This window comes from Streptomyces mabaensis, from assembly GCF_053763515.1.
Genome location: NZ_JBSOPZ010000002.1, coordinates 72,527 through 95,203, shown reverse-complemented (window position 1 = coordinate 95,203; position 22,677 = coordinate 72,527). Strand labels below are relative to the sequence as shown.

The 22,677-nt window shown below is 71.7% G+C and carries 22 protein-coding genes; 12 read left to right on the top strand and 10 right to left on the bottom strand.

The window, feature by feature from the left end:
• Positions 1-54: 54 nt before the first annotated feature.
• Positions 55-1,161: a lytic transglycosylase domain-containing protein gene (locus ACWV17_RS02020; protein WP_455358215.1), complete on the bottom strand. Its 1,107-nt coding sequence runs from the start codon at positions 1,159-1,161 to the stop codon at positions 55-57.
• Positions 1,162-1,282: 121 nt separating this feature from the next.
• Here ACWV17_RS02020 and ACWV17_RS02015 point away from each other — a divergent pair, with 121 nt between their 5' ends.
• The 7 genes from ACWV17_RS02015 (at position 1,283) to ACWV17_RS01985 (ending at position 7,217) form a co-directional block, all read left to right on the top strand.
• The gene (locus tag ACWV17_RS02015; protein ID WP_455358356.1) at positions 1,283-1,531 is read left to right on the top strand and encodes a hypothetical protein; all 249 of its coding nucleotides are present in this window, start codon (positions 1,283-1,285) and stop codon (positions 1,529-1,531) included.
• Entirely contained in the window at positions 1,528-1,914 is a 387-nt protein-coding gene (locus tag ACWV17_RS02010; protein WP_455358214.1) for a helix-turn-helix domain-containing protein, read from the top strand. Before ACWV17_RS02015 ends, ACWV17_RS02010 begins: the two co-directional genes overlap by 4 nt.
• Positions 1,915-2,068: 154 nt before the next feature.
• Positions 2,069-2,581, top strand: coding sequence for a 2-oxo-4-hydroxy-4-carboxy-5-ureidoimidazoline decarboxylase (uraD, locus tag ACWV17_RS02005; RefSeq protein ID WP_455358213.1), 513 nt, complete (start codon positions 2,069-2,071; stop codon positions 2,579-2,581).
• A complete protein-coding gene (gene uraH / locus ACWV17_RS02000) occupies positions 2,578-2,967 on the top strand; it encodes a hydroxyisourate hydrolase (RefSeq protein WP_455352189.1) in 390 nt (129 codons plus the stop codon). The genes uraD and uraH overlap by 4 nt, the downstream gene beginning before the upstream one ends.
• Before the next feature lie 5 nt (positions 2,968-2,972).
• Complete coding sequence (gene pucL / locus ACWV17_RS01995; RefSeq protein WP_455352190.1) at positions 2,973-3,896, top strand: factor-independent urate hydroxylase; 924 nt, start codon at positions 2,973-2,975, stop codon at positions 3,894-3,896.
• A gap of 251 nt (positions 3,897-4,147) precedes the next feature.
• Positions 4,148-5,524, top strand: coding sequence for an 8-oxoguanine deaminase (locus ACWV17_RS01990; protein ID WP_455352191.1), 1,377 nt, complete (start codon positions 4,148-4,150; stop codon positions 5,522-5,524).
• A gap of 259 nt (positions 5,525-5,783) precedes the next feature.
• The gene (locus tag ACWV17_RS01985; protein WP_455358212.1) at positions 5,784-7,217 is read left to right on the top strand and encodes a nucleobase:cation symporter-2 family protein; all 1,434 of its coding nucleotides are present in this window, start codon (positions 5,784-5,786) and stop codon (positions 7,215-7,217) included.
• Between the two features lie 76 nt (positions 7,218-7,293).
• On the opposite strand, the gene ACWV17_RS01980 is transcribed toward ACWV17_RS01985, so the two are convergent.
• Together ACWV17_RS01980 and ACWV17_RS01975 are read right to left on the bottom strand one after the other, a co-directional pair.
• Positions 7,294-8,406 (bottom strand): catalase family protein, encoded by a 1,113-nt coding sequence (locus ACWV17_RS01980; protein ID WP_455358211.1) that lies wholly within the window; start codon positions 8,404-8,406, stop codon positions 7,294-7,296.
• Positions 8,407-8,526: 120 nt separating this feature from the next.
• Complete coding sequence (locus ACWV17_RS01975; protein ID WP_455358210.1) at positions 8,527-8,988, bottom strand: MarR family winged helix-turn-helix transcriptional regulator; 462 nt, start codon at positions 8,986-8,988, stop codon at positions 8,527-8,529.
• A gap of 188 nt (positions 8,989-9,176) precedes the next feature.
• On the opposite strand from ACWV17_RS01975, the gene ACWV17_RS01970 reads away from it, so the two are divergent.
• Positions 9,177-10,550 carry an FAD-dependent oxidoreductase gene (locus ACWV17_RS01970; RefSeq protein ID WP_455358209.1) on the top strand — a complete coding sequence of 458 codons (1,374 nt, stop codon included), beginning with the start codon at positions 9,177-9,179 and terminating at the stop codon, positions 10,548-10,550.
• Positions 10,551-10,601: 51 nt separating this feature from the next.
• Positions 10,602-11,285: an alpha/beta fold hydrolase gene (locus tag ACWV17_RS01965; RefSeq protein WP_455352196.1), complete on the top strand. Its 684-nt coding sequence runs from the start codon at positions 10,602-10,604 to the stop codon at positions 11,283-11,285.
• Between the two features lie 13 nt (positions 11,286-11,298).
• Here the strand turns inward: ACWV17_RS01965 and ACWV17_RS01960 are convergent, their stop codons facing one another.
• From ACWV17_RS01960 to ACWV17_RS01940, 5 genes are all read right to left on the bottom strand, one after another.
• The gene (locus ACWV17_RS01960) at positions 11,299-11,904 is read right to left on the bottom strand and encodes a TIGR03086 family metal-binding protein (protein ID WP_455358208.1); all 606 of its coding nucleotides are present in this window, start codon (positions 11,902-11,904) and stop codon (positions 11,299-11,301) included.
• A 41-nt stretch (positions 11,905-11,945) separates the two neighbouring features.
• Positions 11,946-14,033 (bottom strand): neutral/alkaline ceramidase, encoded by a 2,088-nt coding sequence (locus tag ACWV17_RS01955; RefSeq protein ID WP_455358207.1) that lies wholly within the window; start codon positions 14,031-14,033, stop codon positions 11,946-11,948.
• A 99-nt stretch (positions 14,034-14,132) separates the two neighbouring features.
• On the bottom strand, positions 14,133-15,392 hold the full coding sequence (locus ACWV17_RS01950; RefSeq protein ID WP_455358206.1) for a GDSL-type esterase/lipase family protein: 1,260 nt from the start codon (positions 15,390-15,392) through the stop codon (positions 14,133-14,135).
• A 242-nt stretch (positions 15,393-15,634) separates the two neighbouring features.
• Entirely contained in the window at positions 15,635-17,260 is a 1,626-nt protein-coding gene (aceB, locus tag ACWV17_RS01945; protein WP_455352200.1) for a malate synthase A, read from the bottom strand.
• A gap of 260 nt (positions 17,261-17,520) precedes the next feature.
• Entirely contained in the window at positions 17,521-18,141 is a 621-nt protein-coding gene (locus tag ACWV17_RS01940) for a nucleotidyltransferase family protein (protein WP_455352201.1), read from the bottom strand.
• A gap of 176 nt (positions 18,142-18,317) precedes the next feature.
• Between ACWV17_RS01940 and ACWV17_RS01935 the strand changes: the two genes are divergently transcribed.
• Positions 18,318-18,629: a DUF5955 family protein gene (locus tag ACWV17_RS01935; protein WP_455352275.1), complete on the top strand. Its 312-nt coding sequence runs from the start codon at positions 18,318-18,320 to the stop codon at positions 18,627-18,629.
• A 15-nt stretch (positions 18,630-18,644) separates the two neighbouring features.
• Here the strand turns inward: ACWV17_RS01935 and ACWV17_RS01930 are convergent, their stop codons facing one another.
• Both ACWV17_RS01930 and ACWV17_RS01925 read right to left on the bottom strand, forming a co-directional pair.
• A complete protein-coding gene (locus ACWV17_RS01930; protein ID WP_455358205.1) occupies positions 18,645-19,286 on the bottom strand; it encodes a response regulator in 642 nt (213 codons plus the stop codon).
• Positions 19,283-20,518 carry a sensor histidine kinase gene (locus tag ACWV17_RS01925; protein ID WP_455358204.1) on the bottom strand — a complete coding sequence of 412 codons (1,236 nt, stop codon included), beginning with the start codon at positions 20,516-20,518 and terminating at the stop codon, positions 19,283-19,285. The genes ACWV17_RS01930 and ACWV17_RS01925 overlap by 4 nt, the downstream gene beginning before the upstream one ends.
• Before the next feature lie 134 nt (positions 20,519-20,652).
• On the opposite strand from ACWV17_RS01925, the gene ACWV17_RS01920 reads away from it, so the two are divergent.
• On the top strand, positions 20,653-21,765 hold the full coding sequence (locus tag ACWV17_RS01920; RefSeq protein WP_455358203.1) for an ABC transporter permease: 1,113 nt from the start codon (positions 20,653-20,655) through the stop codon (positions 21,763-21,765).
• Positions 21,762-22,442 carry an ABC transporter ATP-binding protein gene (locus tag ACWV17_RS01915; protein ID WP_455352205.1) on the top strand — a complete coding sequence of 227 codons (681 nt, stop codon included), beginning with the start codon at positions 21,762-21,764 and terminating at the stop codon, positions 22,440-22,442. The genes ACWV17_RS01920 and ACWV17_RS01915 overlap by 4 nt, the downstream gene beginning before the upstream one ends.
• Positions 22,443-22,677 lie beyond the last annotated feature (235 nt).

Genomic DNA, 22,677 nt, shown 5'->3' with positions numbered 1-22,677 from the left:
GAGGGCCCCTTCGCGCTCACCCGCCGGGCCTGTCCCGCCCGGCGGGTTGCGACATTACCGCCGGGTAGCCGGGGTTGTGGAGGGGGAGGCCCTCATCGAGTCCTTACCGTTGCCACCGCCGCCGGCCTGCGGAAGGACGCCGGGCAGCACCCCGCCGCCGGGCAGTCCGGTACCGGTGCCGGGTTCCGCGGCGGGGTGCGTACCGGGCAACGGAAGCTCCGGCTCCGCCGGCTTCGGGCTGCCCGGCGCGCTCCCGGAGGGCGAGGCGGCGGGCGACGGCGTACGGCGCGGGAGAGTGGCCGACGAGGAGGGCTGCGGCCGCGGCGGGCGGGCGGCCGCCGGCTCGGCGGCGGACGGCCCGGGCTTCGGGCGGGCCGCGGGCGCGCCGCCCTGGTCGGGCACCACGAAGTGCCCTTCGAGGTAGTACACGAACCACGCCCTGACCGTGCGCAGATAGGCCGTGGAGCGGTTGTAGCCGAGGATGGCCCGGTCCAGGCCGGCCGGGTCGGCGAGATCCCGCCCGCCCGCGCACAGGTAGCGGCCCGCGGCCAGCGCCGCGTCGTGGATGTTGTTCGGATCGCTGCGTCCGTCACCGTTGCCGTCGGCGCCCCAGCCGGCCCAGGTCGACGGGATGAACTGCATCGGGCCGACCGCGCGGTCGTACGCGGTGTCCCCGTCGTACGCCCCGCCGTCCGTGTCGCCGATCCGGGCGAACCCGTTGCCGTCCAGCCGCGGGCCCAGGATCGGCGCCACCGTCGTCCCGTCCGCGGTCACCCGGCCGCCGCGTGCCTGCCCGGACTCCACCTGGCCGATCGCGGCCAGCAGCTGCCAGCGCAGATGGCAGCCGGGGTCGCTGCCCGCCAGTGCCGACTCCGCCCCTCGGTACGCGGCGAGCACCGTGGCCGGCAGTCCGCCGTGCGCGGTCACGGCCGAGCCGCCGGCCCGCCCCGCGACGCGGCCGACCCCGTCCCGTACCCGCAGCGGTGGCAGCTCGGTGCGGAACGGCGTGTCCCCGGACACGCTCGGCCCGGCCGGCGCCGCCTCCTCGGCGGCAGCGGCGGCCTGCGCGACCCTCCCCGGCCCCTGCGAGGCGGTCAGCGCCGCCATGGCCGCCGCCGCGATCGCCGTTCCCCGTACCACTGTCCGCTTGCGTCCTGGCATGATGCAGGCCCCTCCCTTGTGCGCGGCTTCCCGTCACCTGCTCTACGGGCGGGGGGCGCGGGTCCGTCGCCGCAAACGGGCACGGCAAGATCGACCGGACAGGACCTAACGTGGGGGCATGGTGCGACTGAGAGTGGAGTTCACGACCGAGCCGTTCGACCTGGACGAGCCGCCGCCGCACGCGCTGGCCGCCCGCGACGTCGTTCAGGGCGCGGATCTGGACACGGTGGACGTCGGCCCGTTCGGCAACACCGCCGAGGGTGGCGCGGACGAGGTGCTGACCGCCGTCGACGCGCTGCTGCGCAAGGCCCTGGAGGCAGGCGCCACCCGGGTCTCCCTCCAGGTCAACGTGCTGGGGGAGCAGGCATGAGCGAGCCCGCCGACCACGCCCTCGTACGGGCGGTCAAACCGCTCGTGGACGCCATGGGGGCGGAGCTGCTCGCGCCCGGCGAGGCCACTCGGGACGACGTCATACTCAGCTGGGAGGGCGAGGACGTCCTCGCCGTCCGGCTTCCTCAGCTCGGGGACTCCCTGGACCACATCCTGGCGGCCCTGGAGCGGCAGCACGGCAGACCGCTCGCCGAGCTGGACCGCAAGACCAAGCAGTCGGTGGTACGCGTCCTGGAGGCGCGCGGTGCCTTTTCCGTGCGCCACGGCGTGGAGACGGTGGCCGGCGCGCTCGGAGTCAGCCGCTTCACCGTCTACAACTACTTGAACCGCGAGAACGCGGCGAACACGACGAAGAGCGACTAGTCGCTCACGGAGTGTGCCGAGCCGCCGTCCGGATGCCCAGGCGGCGGCTTTTGTGTACGCGAGATTTCAACAAAGTGTTGACGCGGTGTTGTGGAGGGCGTTAGCTATGCGAAGCCCGTCCGAACGCAAGTGAAATGAGCCACGGAGGCTTCCCGTGACTTCGAGTCCGACACCGGGTCCGGCCCGGTTCAACACCCTTGAGGACAGCGCGGCCCTGGCCGAGCTCCACGAGGTGTGTGCCAGTTCGGCTTGGGGGAGCAAACTGCTCGCCCAGCGCCCGTACGCCACCGCAGACGCCCTGTTCGCCGCGAGCGACGCCGCCATGGCCGAGCTCACCACCGCGGACCTGGAGGAAGCGATGGCGGGCCACCCGCCGATCGGCAGGCCGAAGCCCGGCGACCCGACCTCCTCCCGCGAGCAGCGGGGGATGGCCGGCGCCTCCGAGGACCTCAAGGCGGAGATGCTCGAACTGAACCTGGCGTACCAGGAGAAGTTCGGCCATGTCTTCCTGATCTGCGCCACCGGTGCGACCGGTGAGCAGATGCGCGACGCGATGAAGGCCCGGATCGGCAACGCGCCGGAGCAGGAGCGTGACATCGTCCGCACCGAACTCGGCAAGATCAACCGCATCCGACTGACCCGCCTCATGGAGGAAGAGACCGCATGAGTACCGAGACCACGGCCTCGGTGTCCACGCACATCCTGGACACCAGCATCGGCCGCCCCGCCGAGGGCGTCGCCATCGGCCTGTCGGCCCGCAGCGGCTCCGGCGCGCAGTGGGTGGCACTCGGCGGCTCCGCGACCGACGCGGACGGGCGCTGCAAGGACCTGCCGGCCCTGCCGGAAGGCACCACCCACGTACGTCTCGACTTCGAGACCGAGACGTATTTCGACAAGAAGCAAGCCGAGGCGCAGCAGGACGCCCCCCGCGTAAGGGACAGCGGTGCGTTTTTCCCCGAGGTGACGATCACTTTCGCCGTCACGCCGGGCGAGCACTACCACGTACCGCTGCTGCTCAACCCGTTCGGCTACTCCGTTTACCGAGGGAGCTAGCAGACATGCCCACGATTCTCGGCCAGAACCAGTACGGCAAAGCAGAGAACCGCGTCGTCAAGATCACGCGGGACGGCGACACCCACCACATCAAGGACCTCAACGTCTCGGTCGCCCTCTCCGGCGACATGGACGACGTCCACTACTCCGGCTCCAACGCCAACTGCCTGCCGACCGACACCACCAAGAACACGGTGTACGCGTTCGCCAAGGAGTACGGCATCGAGTCGGCCGAGCAGTTCGGCATCCACCTGGCGCGTCACTTCGTGACCAGCCAGGAGCCGATCCACCGGGCGCGCATCCGTATCGAGGAGTACGCCTGGGAGCGCATCGAGACGTCCGACAACAACTCGCGCTTCATCGGCGCGGACGACGTCAAGCACTCCTTCGTCCGCAAGGGCCAGGAGACCCGCGTCTCGCAGATCACCTTCGACGGTGAGAACTGGGAGATCATCTCGGGCCTCAAGGACCTCGTGGTCATGAACTCCACCAACTCGGAGTTCTGGGGGTACGTGAAGGACAAGTACACGACCCTCAAGGAGGCGTACGACCGCATCCTCGCGACCCAGGTGTCGGCGCAGTGGCGCTACAACTGGTCCAGCGACGAGCAGCGGATGCCGAACTGGGAGAAGTCCTACGAGCAGGCGCGCAAGCACATGCTCCAGGCCTTCGCCGAGACGTACTCGCTCTCGCTCCAGCAGACGCTGTACCAGATGGGTTCGCGGATCATCAACAGCCGCAGCGAGATCGACGAGATCCGCTTCTCGCTCCCCAACAAGCACCACTTCCTGGTCGACCTCGAGCCGTTCGGGCTCAAGAACGACAACGAGGTCTACTTCGCGGCCGACCGCCCGTACGGCCTGATCGAGGCCACCGTGCTGCGGGACGGCGTCGAGCCGCGGATCCCGGTCGACATGACCAACCTCTGATTCCACCTCTGACGTCGCCCGCCCCGGGCGACACGCCTCGAAACCTCTGACGCGCAGCGCCGGCGTCGACCCCCGGGACGGGAAGTCCCGCTCCGGGGGCCCGGAGGTGAGCGGGGGCATCTGCGCACTACCTGCCCGTACCGCCGCCATGATGCGGACGTACGTGCAGCACGGACTCGGTCGTCACCCCGCTCGGCCCCCGGGTCCGTACAAACCGGGCAGCAGCCCGAGGGAAGAAACGAGGAACCGCCATGGCGGCTTCGCGCATCGTCATCGAGAACTGTGCCATCGCGACCGTGGACGCGAACGACACCGAGTACGCCTCCGGGCACATCGTCGTCGCGGACAACCGGATCGAGTCGGTCGGCGCGGGCAAAGCACCCGCGAACCTGGAGAACGTGGTCCGCCGTATCGACGGCACCGGCCATCTGGTCACACCCGGCCTGATCAACACGCACCACCACTTCTACCAGTGGATCACGCGCGGTCTGGCCACCGACCACAACCTCTTCAACTGGCTGGTCGCGCTGTACCCGACGTGGGCGCGCATCGATGAGCCCATGGTGCGCGCGGCGGCTCAGGGTTCCCTCGCCATGATGGCCCGCGGTGGTGTCACCACCGCGATGGACCACCACTACGTCTTCCCGAAGGACTCGGGCGACCTGTCCGGCGCCATCATCGGTGCCGCCTCCGAGATGGGCGTCCGCTTCACCCTCGCCCGCGGTTCCATGGACCGCAGCGAGAAGGACGGCGGCCTGCCGCCGGACTTCGCCGTCGAGACCCTCGAAGGCGCGCTCGCCGGCACCGAGGAGACCGTCAAGAGGCACCACGACGCCTCCTTCGACGCCATGACCCAGGTCGCTGTCGCGCCGTGTTCCCCGTTCTCCATCTCCACCGAACTGCTCAAGCAGGGCGCCGAGCTGGCCCGCCGACTCGGCGTGCGCCTGCACACGCACGGCTCGGAGACGGTCGAGGAGGAGAAGTGGTGCCACGAGCTCTTCGGCATGGGCCCCACCGACTACTTCGAGTCGACCGGATGGCTGGGTGAGGACGTGTGGATGGCGCACTGCGTCCACATGAACGACTCCGACATCGCCGCCTTCGCCCGTACGAAGACCGGTGTCGCCCACTGCCCGTCCTCCAACGCCCGGCTGGCCGCCGGCATCGCGCGGGTCCCGGACATGCTGAAGGCCGGCGTCCCGGTCGGCCTCGGTGTCGACGGCACCGCCTCCAACGAGTCCGGCGAGCTGCACACCGAGCTGCGCAACGCGCTGCTGATCAACCGCCTCGGCGCGCACCGCGAGGCGGCCCTGAACGCACGCCAGGCGCTGCGCCTCGGTACGTACGGCGGCGCCCAGGTACTCGGCCGCGCGGACCAGATCGGTTCGCTCGAGGCCGGCAAGCTCGCCGACCTGGTGATGTGGAAGATCGACGGCCTCGGCCACTCCAGCATCGCCGACCCGGTGACCGCCATCGTCTTCGGCGCGGCGGCCCCGGTCACCCTCTCTCTGGTCAACGGCAAGCAGATCGTGGAGAACAACCGCCTGCTCACCGTTGACGAGGACGCCATCGCGCGTTCCGCGCGGGACGAGGCCCAGCGCCTCGCCCGTATCGCCGCCAAGGGCTGATCCCCTCCGGCCGCGACACAGAAGTCCGGCCGGGGGGGACGGCCCCCGGCCGGCGGCCCTGGACCCGAGCGGGGTTCATGGCAGCCGTGACCGGGAGGTTCGGGCAGAATGTCCGGACCTCCCGGGACGGTGACTCGTTTCACTGGGCACGCACCACCTGCACAACTGGAAAACCGAACAGCTGCTTCACCTGCTTCACCTCCCTGACACCCGCGTCACTGCCGACGTGTAACCGACCGGAGGAACCGCCGTGGCCGCAATGCCCAGGTTTCGCGCTGCATTTTCCCGGGGGACAACCCCCGGACCCCCAGCCGGAAAGACAGATTTCGCACCGGAGTCCGGGAAGCACCCGGTCGACGAGACCCTGCCCCCCGTCAAGATGTTCACCAGCGGCCTTCAGCATGTGGCCGCCATGTACGCGGGCGTGGTGGCCCCGCCCATGATCGTCGGCCCCGCAGTGGGCCTGTCCGCCACGGAAACGGCCTTCCTTATGGGGGCCAGCCTCTTCACCGCCGGTATAGCCACCCTCCTCCAGACCCTCGGCTTCTGGAAGATCGGCGCCAAGCTCCCCTTCGTCAACGGCGTCTCGTTCGCCGGTGTCACCCCGATGATCGCCATCGGCAAGGGCGAGGGAGACAACGCGATACCGATCATCTTCGGCGCGATCATCGTCGCCGGTGTACTGGGCTTCCTGCTGGCCCCGTACTTCTGCAAACTCGTCCGCTTCTTCCCGCCGGTCGTCACCGGCACCGTGATCACCCTGATCGGTGTCTCCCTGCTGCCGGTCGCCTTCAACTGGTCCCAGGGCGGCAATCCCCAGGCCACCGACTACGGCTCGATGACCAACATCGGCATGGCGGCCCTCACCTTCTTGATCGTGCTCGCCCTGCGGAAGCTGCTGCGCGGCTTCCTCCAGCAGATCGCGATCCTGCTCGGGCTGGTGGCGGGCACCCTGATCGCCATCCCGGTGGGCATCACCAACTTCGACGCCATCAAGAACGCCGACCTGGTGGGCTTCCCGACCCCGTTCCACTTCGGGGCGCCGCAGTTCGAGGTCGCCGCGATCATCTCCATGTGCATCGTGATGCTGGTCTGCATGACCGAGTCGACCGCCGACATGCTGGCGCTCGGCAAGATCGTGGGCCGGCCGGCGGACGAGAGGACCATTGAGGGAGGCCTGCGGGCCGACACCCTGGGCAGCGCCATCAGCCCGCTCTTCAACGGCTTCATGTGCAGCGCCTTCGCCCAGAACATCGGCCTGGTCGCCATGACCAAGGTGCGCAGCCGGTTCGTCGTCGCGGCCGGCGGCGGCATCCTGATCCTGCTCGGCCTGTGCCCGGTGCTGGCCTCGGTGATCGCCCTCGTACCGCTGCCGGTCCTCGGCGGCGCGGGCATCGTGCTCTTCGGCACGGTGGCCGCGAGTGGTATCCAGACCCTGGCCGGGGCGGCCCTGGAGAAGGGCGAGAACGCGCTGATCGTCGCCGCGTCGGTGGGCATCGGCCTGATCCCGATCGCCGCGCCGACCTTCTACCACGCGTTCCCGGAGGACCTGCTGGTGGTGCTCGACTCGGGTATCAGCACCGGGTGTGTGGTCGCCATCATCCTCAACCTCGCCTTCAACCACCTGGGGAAGAAGGAGGGTGCCGAGGCCCCGGACCCCCACCTGACCTCGGAGCCGGTCGCGGTCCACTGACCCGCGACGCGTCACGGCAGCGGAGCCGCCCGGGAGCCCTGGGCGGCTCCGCCGCGTCTGAAAGGGGTGGCTTGGTTCAGCCCAGTAGCTCGGCGCTGCTCACGGGCTCCTGCCGCGGCTGCCCGTTGAGGCGGTGCCGCTCGATGGAGGAGCGCCGGTAGACCTCCTCGCGCACCCGCTGGATCTCGCCGATCGGCCGGTGGTCCTCGCGCACGCGCCACGGAGTGATCGAGGTGCCGTCGGCGGCGGCGAGGTTGTCCGCGCCGGAGATGTCCTGCCTGGGAACGGCGATCCGGGCCACGGTGACCCACGGGGACAGCTGCTCCGGCCACTCCACCGAGGTGTTGTCCACCGGCATGCGGACCAGGTCGGTGTTCAGCTGCACCTGGAGGTCGAAGGAGTGGTCGCGCTCACCGGCCTCCGCCACCAGCGTGTTGCGGAAGGCCTCGCCGTCCGCGAGCACGTCGACCGCGCCGTGCGCGATGCCGGCCAGGGAGGCCGGCGTCGGTGTGGTGCGCACCTTGGCGATGTGCTCGCCGTAACGGAAGGCGCCCATGCTGTTGTACGTGTACGAGAAGAGGTTCCGGCGCGGGACCTTGGCGAAGGACAGCATCGCGAACAGCTCGTCCCACAGCCACTCGTCCGCGGTCTCCAGCGTGCCCTGCCGGGTGAGGAACTCGCCCATCCAGGACTTCCGCCGCGCCGGGTTCACCAGGGCGTCGGGCAGCTCGGCGAAGAGTCGCTCGATCACCATGTAGTCGTACGCCGTGTTGGCGAAGAAGACCCGGTTGTTGATCAGGTTGAGGTCGAAGGTGGAGGCCTCGGCCTCGTCCGCCAGCAGGGAGGCGCCCGGCACGCCGAACATCTTGACGCCCATGCCGCAGGCGGCGCCCAGCAGGGAGTCCGCGCGCAGGTGCCCGAGCCCGTTGGAGTAGCGCACCACGGCGTCGTACGTGGCCGGCGCGGCGAAGACGCCCTGGGCGTACGGCGCGGGCAGCTCACCCACCGTGACGGTCGCCTTGACCAGGCCGTACGTCTTGCCGTGCGCGGTCCGCACCGCACGGCCGGCGCCCTGCCGCTCGACGGACTCCCGGGTGCCGCGCGCGACGCTGCGGACGACCTCGTCCAGTTCCTGCTGGTAGGTGGGTCGTTCGACCGGGGCGTACTCCTCGTACCTGACGAATTCCATGACGGTGCTCCTTGGCGTGACCGGCTCTTCCAGCTCTCTTCCGCATAAACGTAGCGCACGATTCAATCGTGCGCGATGTAACTGGGTGTGAAGCCGCCCACGCGACCGGAACCGGCTGGCTCAGCCCGTGCCGGGCCTGCCCAGCCGGTCGACCAGATCCCGCAACTGCGCACGCAGCCGTTCGGCCTCGTCGGCCGTCATCCCGTAGCTGCGCCCCATGGCACCCGGCACCCGCTCCGCCCGGGCCCGCAGCGCCTCGCCCTTCTCCGTCGCGACCACCGTGATCAGCCGCTCGTCCGCCGCCTGCCGCTCCCGGCGCACCAGGCCCGCCGCCTCCAGCCGCTTCAGCAGCGGCGAGAGCGTGCCGTAGTCCAGCCCCAGCGCCGCGCCCAGCTCCTTCATCGGGACGTCCCCGCGCTCCCAGACGGCGAGCATCACCAGGTACTGCGGATAGGTCAGTTCCAGCTCGGCGAGCACCGGCCGGTACGCCGCCGTCACCGCCCGCGAGGCGGAGTGCAGCGCGAAGCACAGCTGGTCGTCGAGCGCCATGGAGGCAGCGGCCGCAGGCCTGGTCTCACCCATGGGCCCATTGTCCGCGATCGGGGACCATGGTCGGGGTCCGTGATCAGGCCCGTCTGGGGGGTAAGTCAGTAACCACGCCTCCCTACCCGCGTCGGTCGCTGGTGGCTCTCGGTCAGCCCTCCGGGCTTTGAGACCGGTGATCACCAGACGGTACGATCACCCGGCAACACGACGCGAAGGGGAGCTCGGTGGCGCGGGTTGCGGTGATCGGTGGGGGTATCAGTGGGCTGGGGACGGCGCTCATGCTTGGCCGGCGGGGCCACACGGTCACCATGTTCGAGCAGGACGCGCGGCAGGCCGGAGAGGACCTGAACCGGGACTTCTTCCACTGGGACAGACCCCGAATCCCGCAGGCCGTCCAGCCCCACTCGCTCCTCGCGCCCGTGCGCACCGTGTTGCGCACCGAGACCCCTGATGTCTACGCGGACCTGCTGGCACGCGGAGCCCGGGAGTACCACGAGTTCGACTGGTTCGGTGAGCATCCGCCGCATCGGGCCGGCGATGAGGACTTGGTGACCCTGCGCACCCGCCGCATTGTACTGGAGGCCGCCCTGACCGCGGCCGTGCGGCGGGAACGCACCGTCGATGTGCGGCGAGGCTGCCGGGTGCGCGCCCTCACCATCGGGGAGGGCCGCCCTGCGCGGGTCACCGGCGTGCAGGTGGGCGCGGAAGCCCACCAGGCGGACCTCGTCGTCGATGCGTCCGGTCGTCGCTCGCCGGTGCCCGCCTGGCTGATCGCGGCCGGCTGCCGCCCGCCCGTGGTCGACAGCCACCGCACCGGGATCGCTTACCTGTGCCGCTGGTACCGCCTGCGTGCCGACGGCCCGCGTGACCCCGGGCGGGTGAAGACCGGCTCGGCCGCACCGTTCGCGCTCGCCGGCGTCTTTCCATCCGACAACGACACCTTCGCGGTGAGCCTGGTGCTCTCCACGGGTGATCCGACCCGCGCCGCGCTCACCGACCCCGCCGTGTTCGAGGCCGCCGCCCGTCGCTTCCCCGCCACCGCCGCCTGGCTCGACCTGGACCCCGAACCACAGTCAGCCGTCCTGGCGATGGCCGGCCTGGACAACCGCTGGACCGCCCTCGCCGACGATGACGGACCTGTCGTCACCGGCCTGGTCAACGCCGGGGACAGCCTCATCCACACCAACCCCACTTTCGGCCACGGCGCGGCCCTCGGCCTGCTCGCCGCCCAGCATCTCGCCACCCATGTCGACCAGATCGCCGCGGACCCCGTGGGCTACCACACCTGGACAGCACAGGCACTCCGCCCGTGGTTCGACGCACAGGTGACGGCCGACCGCGCCGACGAGCAACGCCTCGCCGGGAGCTCACCACCCTCAGATCGGCGGGCCGCTGCCCTGGCCGTCTGCGCCTTTGACGATCCCGTCGTCATGAGAGCCCGAGCCCAGGTACGCCATCTCCTGCGACCGGCCGACGACGCCTACGGCACCGACGAAGTGGACCGACACGTCACCGCCTGGCTGGCCGCCCACCCAGACTTCACGCCCCAGCACGACGGCCCGACGCGGGACCAGTGGGAAGCGCTCATCCCAGGCTGAGCTCTTGCCCGACGAAGCCGAAGCCACCCGCCGGGCTGTAGCGTCAGAGGCATGGACGATCACTCTGTTGTCGACGTGGGCGATGTACGGCTGGCCTACCGGACCTGGGGAGACCCGGACGGCGCACCCGTCGTGCTGTTGCACGCGCTCGGCGGGTCCTCCGCCGACTGGGAGCAGGCCGGGCGCGCGCTGGGCGAGGAGTGGCGGGTGTACGCGCTCGACCTGCGCGGCCACGGCGAGAGCGACTGGCCGGACGAGTACTCGTTCGAGCTGATGCGCGACGACGTGCTCGGCTTCCTCGACGAGTCCGAACTCGACCGGGTGGGCGTCGTCGGGCACGCCATGGGCGGCGTGGTCGGCTATCTGCTGGCCCAGGAGTACCCGGACCGGGTGGAGCGCCTCGTACTGGAGGAAACCCCGCCGCCGTTCCCCCGGGAGCCGGTGGTGCTGGTGGCGCCCGACGAGCCGCTGGACTACGACTGGCCGGTCGCGACGGCCATCCAGAGCCAGATCTGCAGTCCCGAGCCGCAGTGGCGGGAGCGGCTCGGCGAGATCATCGCGCCGACCCTGATCGTGGCCGGCGGCCCGGACAGCTCCATGTCCCAGGGCCGGATCCAGGACATGGCCGACCTGATCCCCGACTGCCGGATGATCACGATCCCGGCCGGCCACCGGGTCCACCAGGTGGAGCCCCGTCAGTTCGCCCAGGAGGTCAGCGAGTTCTTCAGCAGCTGACCGCGGACACGGCCTATGGCTTCCAGTCCGGGTGCCGGCCGCTCAGTCCGATCACCCGGTCCAGCAGCGGCGCGTCCGGCGGTACCGGCACGACCGGGCCGAAGATCGTCCCGCGCGACTCGGGGTCGTCCGCCGCCGGCGCGAGCACCGCGTACGACGCCTCCAGGCTCGCCCGGTCCTCCGGGTACGGCTGTCCGGTCGCGCGGGCCAGGTCCCAGCCGTGGATGACCAGCTCGTTGAGCGCGACCTGTCCCGCCACGTCGGCCGGCAGGGTGACGCCGCCCGCCTGCGTCATGCCCTCCCAGGCCTCCGGCGCGCGCCAGGCCGCCGCCAGCTCGTCGAGCTGCCGGGGCAGGACGGTCCGCCAGTCGTCGCCGAGGACCGGGCGGGCCGCGCCCGGGTCGGTGTTCGTCGTCGGCCCCAGCTCCTTGGCCGCGGCGTCGCGGAACGCCGCGGTCAGGCCGACGAAGTGGGCCAGCAGTTCGCGTACCGCGTAGTCGGGGCAGGGGGTCGGGTTGTCGAGCTGTTCCGCGCCGATGGAGTCCAGGAGCCGGGCCACCTGCTGGGCGGCCGGTGCGAGGTCGAGCATGGGTGCCTCCTTGGTCGTGTCCCTATCCATCAGACCGGACCGGCGGGCAGAACTCATCGGCGCCGCGGGGGTCAGGACACGGTGAAGGTGCGGGAGGTTCCGGTGAACGGCGTGATCTTGCCGAGGAGGCTCTTCGCGTCGCCGAAGTGGACCACCCGGTAGCTGCCGGGAGGGGTGTCCGCACCGATGTCCCAGGTGATCGTCGCCTTCGAGGTGCCGGTGAGTCCGTTGGTACGGGTCCAGCGGTACCTGGTCGCCCAGTCGCCGTCGTCGAGCACCCGCACCCAGCGGCCGTCCACCAGCCGCTGCACCTCCAGGAAGGTGCCGCCCCGGCGCAGGTTGTTCTTGGGGTGTCCGGTGACGAAGTCGACGGTGGCCCGCTCGCCGCGCCGGTAGGACGCCGCGGGCTCGGTCAGGACGTCCCCGAACGACCTGAACGCCGGCGGATTGTCGTACACCACGCCCGTCTGGAGGCTGAACTGCCGGGCCGACTCGTCCGGCGGCGCGGTGCCCCGGTCGAGCGCCGTGCCCTGCCGCAGGGAGGCCGCGACGCGGGCGTACTCCTGCTGGTAGGCGGGCAGGGTGTAGCGGCCGTAGAGCGTCGAGGCGCCCTCGTACTGCTGGGCGTCGTACTCCTCGGGTGTGGTCACGTACTGGCTGTACGCGTTGGCGTAGCCCTGGAGGAGGACGTGCTCCAGGGGCACGCCGAGCTGCTGTGCCACCGTACGGCGTACGCGCAGCCCGGCGGTGATGGTGAACTCGCCGGGTCCGGCCACCAGATGGAACTGGCCGATCCTGACGATCTGCAGCGGCAGGATCCTCGGCGTGACCGGGTACAGGTGGTCCAGTAGTCCGGTGGGCACGAGGCCGGCCTTGGGGTACTGGCAGGTGGCGAGCCAGTCCGGGACGTCCACCCGCAGGGCGTCGACGAGGTGGGCGACGGGCGTGCGCATCCCCTCGGTGAAGCCGGGGATCGCCGGGCCGTCCTCGACGCTGCCGGCGAGGGTGGAGGCGCCCACGACGGCGGGGCAGGTGCGGTGCTGCCTGCCGTCGGAGGTGTGGGCGCCGCCCACGGTCACGTTCTCCATGTCGACGTACACCAGCCGGGAGTCGACGCCGCCGGTGAGCGGAGTGCCGGCGTCGCGGAACACCTCGCGGGCCTTGGTGAGCTGGCGTTCGCCGATGATGCGGGTGTTCTCGAACTCGTCCTCGGTGGGGCCGGAGCCCGGCTTGAGGTTGAGGTTCGGGGACATGTCGCCGGCGTTGGTGTTGGGGAAGGCGGAGACAAAGCCGGGCTTGTCGTCGAGGTAGCGCACGCCTTCGTGGTCGTGCTCCCACGCGTAGGCGGCGTAGCCCTTGTTGTCCGGGCTGATCAGGGTGTTCTTGTTGGTGATGGACGTGTTGTGGGTGGCGAACCAGCTGATCGCCCCGACGTCCTCGGTGCCCTGCCGGAAGCGCAGCACGGTCATCGCCGGGTCGATGGCGTCGGGGAACGCGGCCCGGTCGGCGGCCGGGTTGCGGTCGAAGGAGGTGCGGGAGCGGTTGACGCTGGCGTTGGTGAGGGTGCCGGTGCCGAGGGTGATGGTGCCGGGTGCCAGGTCCTCGTGGGCCTTGACGACGGATTCGACGATGCCGTCGACGATGGCGCGGTAGGTGCCGTTCTGGAAGCCGAGGACGGAGAGGTTGTACGCGAGGTGGTGCGAGTAGCCGCCCGGCCCGGAGTGGGTGTGGGTGGCCGAAAGCAGCACGTTCTCCTCGGTGTAGAGGCCGCCGAAGCGCTCCTTGAGGCGGGCGGTCACGCCCTGCTGCACGGACTGGAAGATCATCGCGAGGTCGGCGTTGACGTACACGACCCGTTTGCCCGTCGCTCGGTCGGCCACCACGAACGCCCGGGAGCGCTGCCGCTGGTGGATGCCGGAGGTCTTCTGGCCGAAGCTGGAGTAGCCCATCATGCCGGTCTCGGCAGCCTCGCCGGTGACGTCGGAGATGCCGCGACCGACGAGGAAGCCACTGCCGGTGCCGGTGCCCGTGCCGCCGTCGGCGGTCACGGGCCCGGCAGAGGCCTGGGGCGCGGCGGGCAGGGCGCCGAGGGACACGGCTCCCAGCGTCGCGGCCAGCGCCAGTGACAGGCGCCTGCGCCGGGTGCGGGTGGGGGGCATGGAACCTCCAGGGCGTGGGTGGGGTGTTCCGGACCCTAGGACCTGCACGCGACGCGGGCAGAGATCAGTACCGGCCAGTAAGCGGGGCTCCCGCCGGCGTCAGGACACCGCGGTCAGATACATCCCCGACGCACCCGAACCCGCCGTGTTCCGGCAGGTGTAGTTGCCGGTCTGCTTGGCGTGGAACAGGGCCAGGCAGCGTCCCTGGCCCAACTGGCCGTAGTAGTTGGGGTGCATGGACTCCTGGACGGGCCCCTGGGTGGAGTCGCTGTCGATCCAGCGCGCCCACTCGCTGGTGGTGGCGGACGCCGGCCGGGCAGCGCTCACGATGCCGGTTGTCCTGGCGCACACCTCGCGGCCCTGGAGCATGTCGCGCAGATCCAGGAACTGCACGCCCTTGGCGGCGGCCACCGCTTTGAGGCGGCCCGCGATCTGCGGGACCAGCGAGTCGCGCGCCCAGTCCGAGTCCTTGTTCCAGAAGGGGCAGCCGCCGGTGTTGGTCCGGCTCCAGCCGCTCTCCGCGTAGCGGTTCTCGGTACTGCGCGGGATGGGGGAGGGGTAGGACTGGAGCACGATGCGGTAGTCGGCGGCGGCGTAACCGGCGGCGGACATCACCGCGCGGATCTCGTCGACGGACTTGCCGACGTTCGCCATCGCCGTGTCCATCTTCGCGTCCACGGCGATCTGCTGGTCGTCGTGGCAGTACGAGTACCAGACGATGTAGTCGGTCGCGCAGGAGGTGATGACGTCGGCGAAGCCGAGGTCGTTGCCGCCGATCGACAGCGCGATCAGCTCGACGCGGTTCTGGGCGGCGACGCTCGCGAGCTGGTCGGCCTGGGGGGCCTCGCCCTTGTACCAGGTGCCGCCGCTGGTGGACCGGAAGACGTTCCGCGTGGTGGCGCCCGAGCAGGCGAGGTTGATCAGTGCCTGGGTGGTGCCGGTGGCGCTGCGCACCTCGGCGGAGTCCGAGCGGTGGCAGCCGTTCGCGGCCGTCGGGCCGTACACCCGGCCCGGGTCGTACCCGCTGCCGGTCCACGCCCGGTCGGTGCCGTCGCGGCTGCCGCTGTTGGTGAGGCTGTTGCCCTGCCAGCGGCCGGCCTCCCCGGAGATGTAGCTGTCGCCCATGGAGACGATCGCGCTCGGTCCCGAGGACGGGCTCGCGGCCGAGGGTCCGGTCCCGGCGGTCAGCAGGGTGGTGAGGGCCAGCGGCAGGGCCAGCGCGGCGGCGGTGAGCCGCCGGGTCGCCCGGGTGGCCGGTCTGGAGGTGCGGGTCGTGCGTGCGGTGCGGAATCCGGTCATGGCGGCACTCCTGCGGAAGGCCTCGCCGTTGAGGTCGTCCGACTCCTGGCGAGGTCGCATGTCGATGAGGGGGCCGCCGGCCGGTGGCATGCGAAATCTGGCACGCCGCCCTTTGTTACCGCCAGGTAGCTGCACATCTCTTTTCGGTCACGGGAATGCGTCGGGTGGCGCGATCCGATCGCCGAAACACCTCGATCGCCGAAACGCCTGCATCGCAGACACGCCTCGATCGCCGAAACGCCTCCGCCCCCGGTGCTGTGCGATACCGGGGGCGGAGGCGTTTCGGAGGTGGTGACGCGGTGTCAGCCGGCCAGCTGCTCGTAGGCCGGCAGGGTGAGGAAGTCCGCGTAGTCCGCGTCCAGCGACACCTGGAGCAGCAGGTCGTGGGCCTGCTGCCACTTGCCGGCCGCGAAGGCCTCCTCGCCGACCTCGGCGCGGATGGCGGCCAGTTCCTCGGCGGCGACCTCGCGGGCCAGCTCGGCGGTCGCCCGTACCGGCTCGCCCTCGTGCTCGAAGACCACACCCGCGTTGATCCACTGCCAGATCTGGGAGCGGGAGATCTCGGCGGTGGCCGCGTCCTCCATGAGGTTGAAGATGGCGACCGCGCCGAGGCCGCGCAGCCACGCCTCGATGTACCGGATGCCGACCTGGACGGCGTTGCGCAGGCCCTCGTACGTGGGCTTCGCGTCCAGCGAGTCGATGGCGATCAGGTCGCCGGGCGCGACCGAGACGTCCTCGCGGAGCCGGTCCTTCTGGTTGGGCCGGTCGCCCAGCACCGCGTCGAAGGACGCCATCGCGATCGGCACCAGGTCCGGGTGGGCGACCCAGGAGCCGTCGAAGCCGTCGCCGGCCTCGCGGTCCTTGTCGGCCTTGACCTTGTCGAACGCCACCTTGTTGACGTCGGCGTCACGCCGCGAGGGGATGAACGCCGCCATGCCGCCGATGGCGTGCGCGCCGCGCTTGTGGCACGTACGCACGAGGAGTTCGGTGTACGCGCGCATGAACGGGGCGGTCATCGTCACCGCGTTGCGGTCCGGCAGGACGAACTTCTCGCCGCCGTCACGGAAGTTCTTGACGATGGAGAAGAGGTAGTCCCAGCGGCCCGCGTTGAGCCCGGCCGCGTGGTCGCGCAGCTCGTAGAGGATCTCCTCCATCTCGTACGCGGCAGTGATCGTCTCGATGAGAACGGTCGCGCGCACCGTGCCCTGCGGGATACCCAGGTAGTCCTGGGCGAAGACGAAGATGTCGTTCCAGAGGCGGGCCTCCAGGTGCGACTCGGTCTTCGGCAGGTAGAAGTACGGGCCCTTGCCGAGGTCGATGAGGCGCTGGGCGTTGTGGAAGAAGTACAGGCCGAAGTCGACCAGCGCGCCCGGGACGGCACGCCCGTCCGCCCGGAGGTGGCGCTCCTCCAGGTGCCAGCCGCGAGGCCGCATCACGACGGTGGCGAGCTCCTCGGCGGGCCTCAGGGCGTACGTCTTGCCCTGCGGGGAGGTGAAGTCGATCCGGCGCTCGTAGGCGTCGATCAGGTTGAGCTGGCCGAGGACGACGTTCTCCCAGGTGGGAGCGGAGGCGTCCTCGAAGTCGGCGAGCCAGACCTTGGCGCCCGAGTTCAGGGCGTTGATGGTCATCTTGCGGTCGGTCGGACCGGTGATCTCCACGCGGCGGTCGTTGAGCGCGGCCGGGGCCGGCGCGACCTTCCAGTCGCCCTCACGGATCTGTGCGGTATCCGGGAGGAAGTCGAGGCTGGATGTGCGGGCGATCTCGGCGCGGCGCTCGGTACGGCGGGCGAGTAGCTCGTCACGGCGGGGCGTGAACAGCCGGTGCAGCTCGGCCACGAAGGCCAGGGCGGCCTCGGTGAGTACTTCGTCCTGCCGGGGCAGGGGCTCGGCGTCGACGATGGCCAGCGTGGACGGCGCTGGTGCGGACATTGGCTGTCACTCCTTCAGCGGCGGTGCCTGGCGGCCGCCGGGAGCGCCCGAAACGGCACGGAGTGCCGCAGGGTCGCGAGTGTTCCGGGATACGGTCGCGGGCGCCGACTGGGGTTCAGGGCGCTTCTGACCTGTGGATAGTAGTTTCCTCATGGTGGAAGTTCAATGGTTTGTTGATGTCGAGATTCTCCCCGTCGACAGAACTCCCCTCCGGACGGCTCTCAGTGCCACGCCGGTCACACCCCGTCCACTGCCCCGGCTTACTCCAGGTGAATCAGGTCGTCCGCGGTGTCGATGTCGTACGCCTCGGCCACGTCCCCGCACTCCACCAGTGTGATGTCGGCCGCATGCGCCGTGAGGTGGTCGCGGGCCCCGCGATCGCCCACCGCGGTCGCCGCGATGTCCGCCCACCGCCGCGCGCCGAACAGCACCGGATGGCCGCGCCGCCCGTCGTACGCAGCCGCCGCCAGGCTGGTGGGGGAGCGGTACGCCGCCAGGACCCGGGCCACCGCGGCCGGCCCGATCCCCGGCTGGTCGACCAGCGACACGAGCGCCGCGTCCGCCCCGCTGCCCGCCAGCGACCCCAGGCCCGCCCGCAGCGAGGAGCCCATGCCCTCCGCCCAGTCGGGGTTGTCCACCAGGACGCAGCCCGCCAGGTCGGCCCGCGCCCGCACCTCGTCGGCCGCCGCGCCGAGTACCACGTGTACCGGGCCGCAGCCGCCCTCCCGCAGCACCCGCACCGCGTGCTCGACCAGCGGCCGGCCCCGGTGGCGGAGCAGCGCCTTGGGCCGCCCGCCGAGGCGCCGTCCGCCGCCGGCCGCGAGCAGCAGACCCGCGATCACCGGGGGTCCGTCTTCGGATGTATGTGCTGTCTGCGTCATGGGGACTGCATACCGCACCAGGCTTCCGGGCCGAATTCGTACCGGAGAGTGGCGCGGCGCACACCCTGTGGCGTTAACTGACCGCTACCCCGGGCGTCCCGCCAACACGGCGTGCGTCAAAGGCACTTGGGGACCGGCAGCACAATGGCGTGCGAGGGGGAGCTTTGTTGCGCATCGTGGGGCAGGAACAGGTGACCGTGAGCGGCGAGGACCCGAGGGTGGCGGAGCTGCGTATCGCCGTGTCCCGGCTGCGCCGCGCACTCGCCGGGCATCCCGTCGAGTTCCCGGACCGGGCCATCGCCGAGGACGAGCTCGCGGCGCTGGACGCGATGGCGGCCGGCGGAGCACCGGAGATCCCGCGGCTGCGGCGCTCGCTGCTGCTGGTCGCGGGGGCGATCGGCTCGGTCAGCGCCCTGTCCGCCGCGCTGACGGAGGTGCACTGCGCGGTCGAGCTGTTCGGCGAGGCCCCGCCCTCCGCGCGCCGGTGAGCGCTGTGCCGGGGCTCATGACGGGCGGCGGATCAGCCGCCGGGCGCCCGCCGCCGCCACCGCCGCGGTGCGCGAGTCGACCCCCAGCTTGGCGTAGATGTGCACCAGGTGGGACTTGACCGTCGCCTGGCTCAGGAACAGCCGCTTGCTGATCTGCTGGTTCGACAGCCCGTCCCCGACCAGCTGCAGCACCTCCAGCTCCCGCTTGGTGAGCGCCCGCGCCGGCGTACGCATCCGGTCCATCAGCCGGTGCGCCACGGCCGGGGCCAGCGCCGACCGGCCGGCCGCCGCCGTCCGCACCGCCGCCGCCAGCTCCTCGGGCGGGGCGTCCTTGAGCAGGTAGCCGCTCGCCCCCGCCTCGACCGCGGCCAGGATGTCGGCGTCGGTGTCGTACGTGGTGAGCACCAGCACCCGGGGCGCGCCGGGCCGGGCCGAGATCGCGGCGGTGGCCTGCGAGCCGTGCAGCTGCCCGGGCCCGAACTGCAGGTCCATCAGCACCACGTCGACGTCCCCGGCCGCCGCCCGTTCGACGGCCTGCTCGGCCGTCGAGGCCTCGGCCACCACCTGGAAGTCCGGCTCGGTGTCCAGGACGGCGCGCAGCCCCGCCCGTACCACCGGATGGTCGTCGGCCAGCAGCAGCCGGACCGGCGCGCTCATACGGAACCTCCCGCGTCCGCCGTCGGCAGCGGCAGCGTGATCGCCACCGCCGTGCCCTGCCCCGGCGCCGACTCCACGCTGAGCGTGCCGCCCAGCGAGCGCGCACGGGCCCGCATCGCCGGCAGCCCGAACCCGCCCGCGTCCGCCGCGTCCGCCGGGTCCCCCGAGTTCCCCGAGTCCCCCGAGTACTCCGCGCGCCGCAGCGCCGGGTCGAAGCCGGTCCCGTCGTCGACGATGTCGAGGGCCACCGAGGTGTCCATGAAGCTCAGGGTGATCTCGGCGCGGCGCGCGTGGGCGTGCCGCACGGTGTTGGCCAGCGCCGACTGGGCGACGCGGAGCAGCGCCACCTCGTACGGAGTGGGCAGCACGGCCGGGGTGCCGCTGACCCCGAACTGCACGGCCGGACCGCCCGGCGTGGCCGTGCACAGCCGCTCCAGCGCCGCCGCCAGCGAGCCGCGCTCCAGATCGGGCGGGGTCAGCGCCTTCACGAACCGGCGGGCCTCGGCGAGGTTGTCCTGCGCGGCCTCGCGCGCCTGCCGCACATGGCCGGTCGCCGGGGAGTCCACGGGCAGCACCCGCTCGGCCGCGCGCAGCAGCAGCTGGATGCTGGACAGGCCCTGAGCCAGGGTGTCGTGGATCTCGCGGGCCAGCCGCTCGCGCTCGGCGAGCGTGCCGGCGGCGCGTTCGGCGGCGGCCAGTTCGGCGCGGGCGGCGATGAGCTCGTCGATGAGCTCGCGCCGGCGTTCACTCTCCCGGTAGAGCGCCTGGTAGCCGAGGACCGTGGCGACGGCGACGGCCGCGCCGAGCAGCGGGCCGATGAAGGTGCCCGGGGAGATGTCCTGGCCGTGCAGCAGAGCGCTGCCGATGGCCGCGCCGGCGGTGACCACGACCGCGGGCAGCCCCCAGCGCCCCGGCAGCAGATGCAGCTGGAGGAAGTAGAGCGGGAAGGCCACCCACAGGCCGTTCGGCGACAGTGCGAGCAGGACCAGCCAGCCGGCGCCCAGCGCGGCCAGCCACACCGCGCCCGCCCGCGGCGACCGGTGCACGGCCGGGGTGAGCACACCGGCGGCGTACACCACGGCGAGGACGGCCGCCGTCACCACCACGGCGGTCGCACGGGCGGCGTCGCCGGTGACGGCCCGCGCCACGGCGAGCGCGAGCAGACCGGCCAGCAGGGCGTGCAGGCACAGCCGCAGGAGGGGCAGTACGGGCGTGAGGGGGCGGGAGTCCATGGCCGGACCAGCGTAAGCGTCTCGCCCGGGCGGCCGGTCAACCGAAAGTTTGATCTCGGCCTGCGTCCTTCGATACGGAGGACGCGCCCCGTGGTGCGATGTTTTCCCGGCCCGTGGTGGCGAGGGTGGGGGACATGTTCGTCGCATGGAGAGATCTGCGGTTCGCCCGGGGCCGGTTCGCGCTCATGGGCTCCGTCGTGGTGCTGATCACACTGCTCGTCGGGCTGCTGTCCGGACTCACGTCCGGCCTGGCCCGGGAGAACACCTCGGCCATCACCGGCCTGCCGGCCGGCCACCTCGCGTTCGCCGCGCCACCCGACGGGCGGCCGGTGTCCTTCACGAATTCCTCGGTCCCCGAGCGCGCCTGGCGCACCTGGGCGGAGCAGCCGGGTGTCACGGGGGCCCGGCCGGTCGGCATCCGTACGCTCACCGCGGCCGCTGGGGAACGCTCGGCCGCGGTGTCGGCGTTCGGCGTCGAGCCGGACGCGGGACTCGCGCCCGGCGACGGGCTCGCGCCGGGCAGGGTCGTGCTCTCCGAGCAGGCCGCCGCGGAACTGGGGGCGGGGGTGGGTGACCGGGTCCGTGTCGGCGGCCTGGCGGGGACCGTCGCGGCCGTCGCCGGTGACGCCTCGTACAGCCACACACCCGTCGTGTGGACCTCGCTCGACGACTGGCAGCGGCTCGGCGGCCCCGGCCCCGGCACCGGCCCCAGTACAAGCCCCAGCACGCCGGAGCGGTCGCAGGCCACCGTCATCGCCCTGACCACCGCTCCGGGCGCGGATCTCGCGGCGGGCGACCGGGCCTCCGGCACCCGCACGCTGCCGCTGGACGACGCCCTGTCGGCCATCGGGTCCTACCAGGCGGAGAACGGTTCGCTGCAGCTCATGCGCGGCTTCCTCTTCGTCATCTCCGCGCTGGTCATAGGGGCCTTCTTCACCGTCTGGACGATCCAGCGCAGCGGTGACGTCGCCGTACTGAAGGCCCTGGGGGCGTCCACGCCGTACCTGCTGCGGGACGCGCTGGGACAGGCAGTGGTGATGCTCGCCGCCGGGACCGGGCTGGGCACCGCGCTGGCCGTCGGGATCGGCGTGCTGGTGAGCGGCGGGGACGTGCCGTTCGTCCTCGACCTGCCGACCGTGCTCGTGCCGTCCGCCGTGATGATCGTCCTCGGAGCGCTCGGCGCGGCGCTGTCCATCCGGCGGATCACCGCCGTCGACCCCCTCACCGCACTCGGGAGCGTCCGATGAGTCTCGTACTGGACGAGGTCACCCTCACGTACCCGGACGGCGACGGCCGGCTGACCGCGCTCGACGGTGTCGGCCTCGACGTCCCGGCCGGCTCGCTCACCGCCGTGGTCGGCCCCTCCGGGTCCGGCAAGTCCAGTCTGCTCGCGGTGGCGGCGACGCTGGTCACCCCGGACCGCGGCCGGGTCCTGGTGGACGGTACGGACACCGCCGCGCTGAGCCCCGCCGGGAAGTCGGCGCTGCGCCGCGAGCGGGTGGGCATCGTCTTCCAGCAGCCGAACCTGCTGCCGTCGCTGACCTGCGCGGAGCAGCTCCAGGTGATGGCACACCTCTCGGGCCGGCCGTCGCGGCGGGTGCGGGACCGGGCGCTGGAACTGCTGGCCGCGGTGGGCCTCGCCGACCGGGCGGACCGCCGCCCGCACCAGCTGTCCGGCGGCCAGCGGCAGCGGGTGAACATCGCCCGGGCGCTGATGAACGACCCCGCCGTCCTGCTGGTCGACGAGCCGACCAGCGCGCTGGACCACGAGCGGGGCGCGGCGGTGCTGGACCTGCTGGTCACCCTGACGCGCGAACGGGCGACGGCCACGGTGCTGGTCACCCACGACCTGGCCCACCTGGACCGGATGGACCGCACGGCCTCGATGGCGGACGGCCGGCTCACGGCCGGGGTGGCCGCCTGACGGCCGGGGTGGCCGCCTGACGGGCCGCCTCGCGAATACGGCCTCGGGGGGGGGAAGGAGGGGGAGGGGGGGAGAAGGGCAGGCAAAGGCAGCAAAGGGAGAAAAAGGTAGATTGAGAATGGTCGGGTGCCTCCCCCCCCCCCCCCCCCTCCCCCCCTTCCCCCCCCCTCCCCCCCCCCCCCCCCCCCCCCCCCCCCCCCCCCCCCCCCCCCCCCCCCCCCCCCCCCCCCCGAGG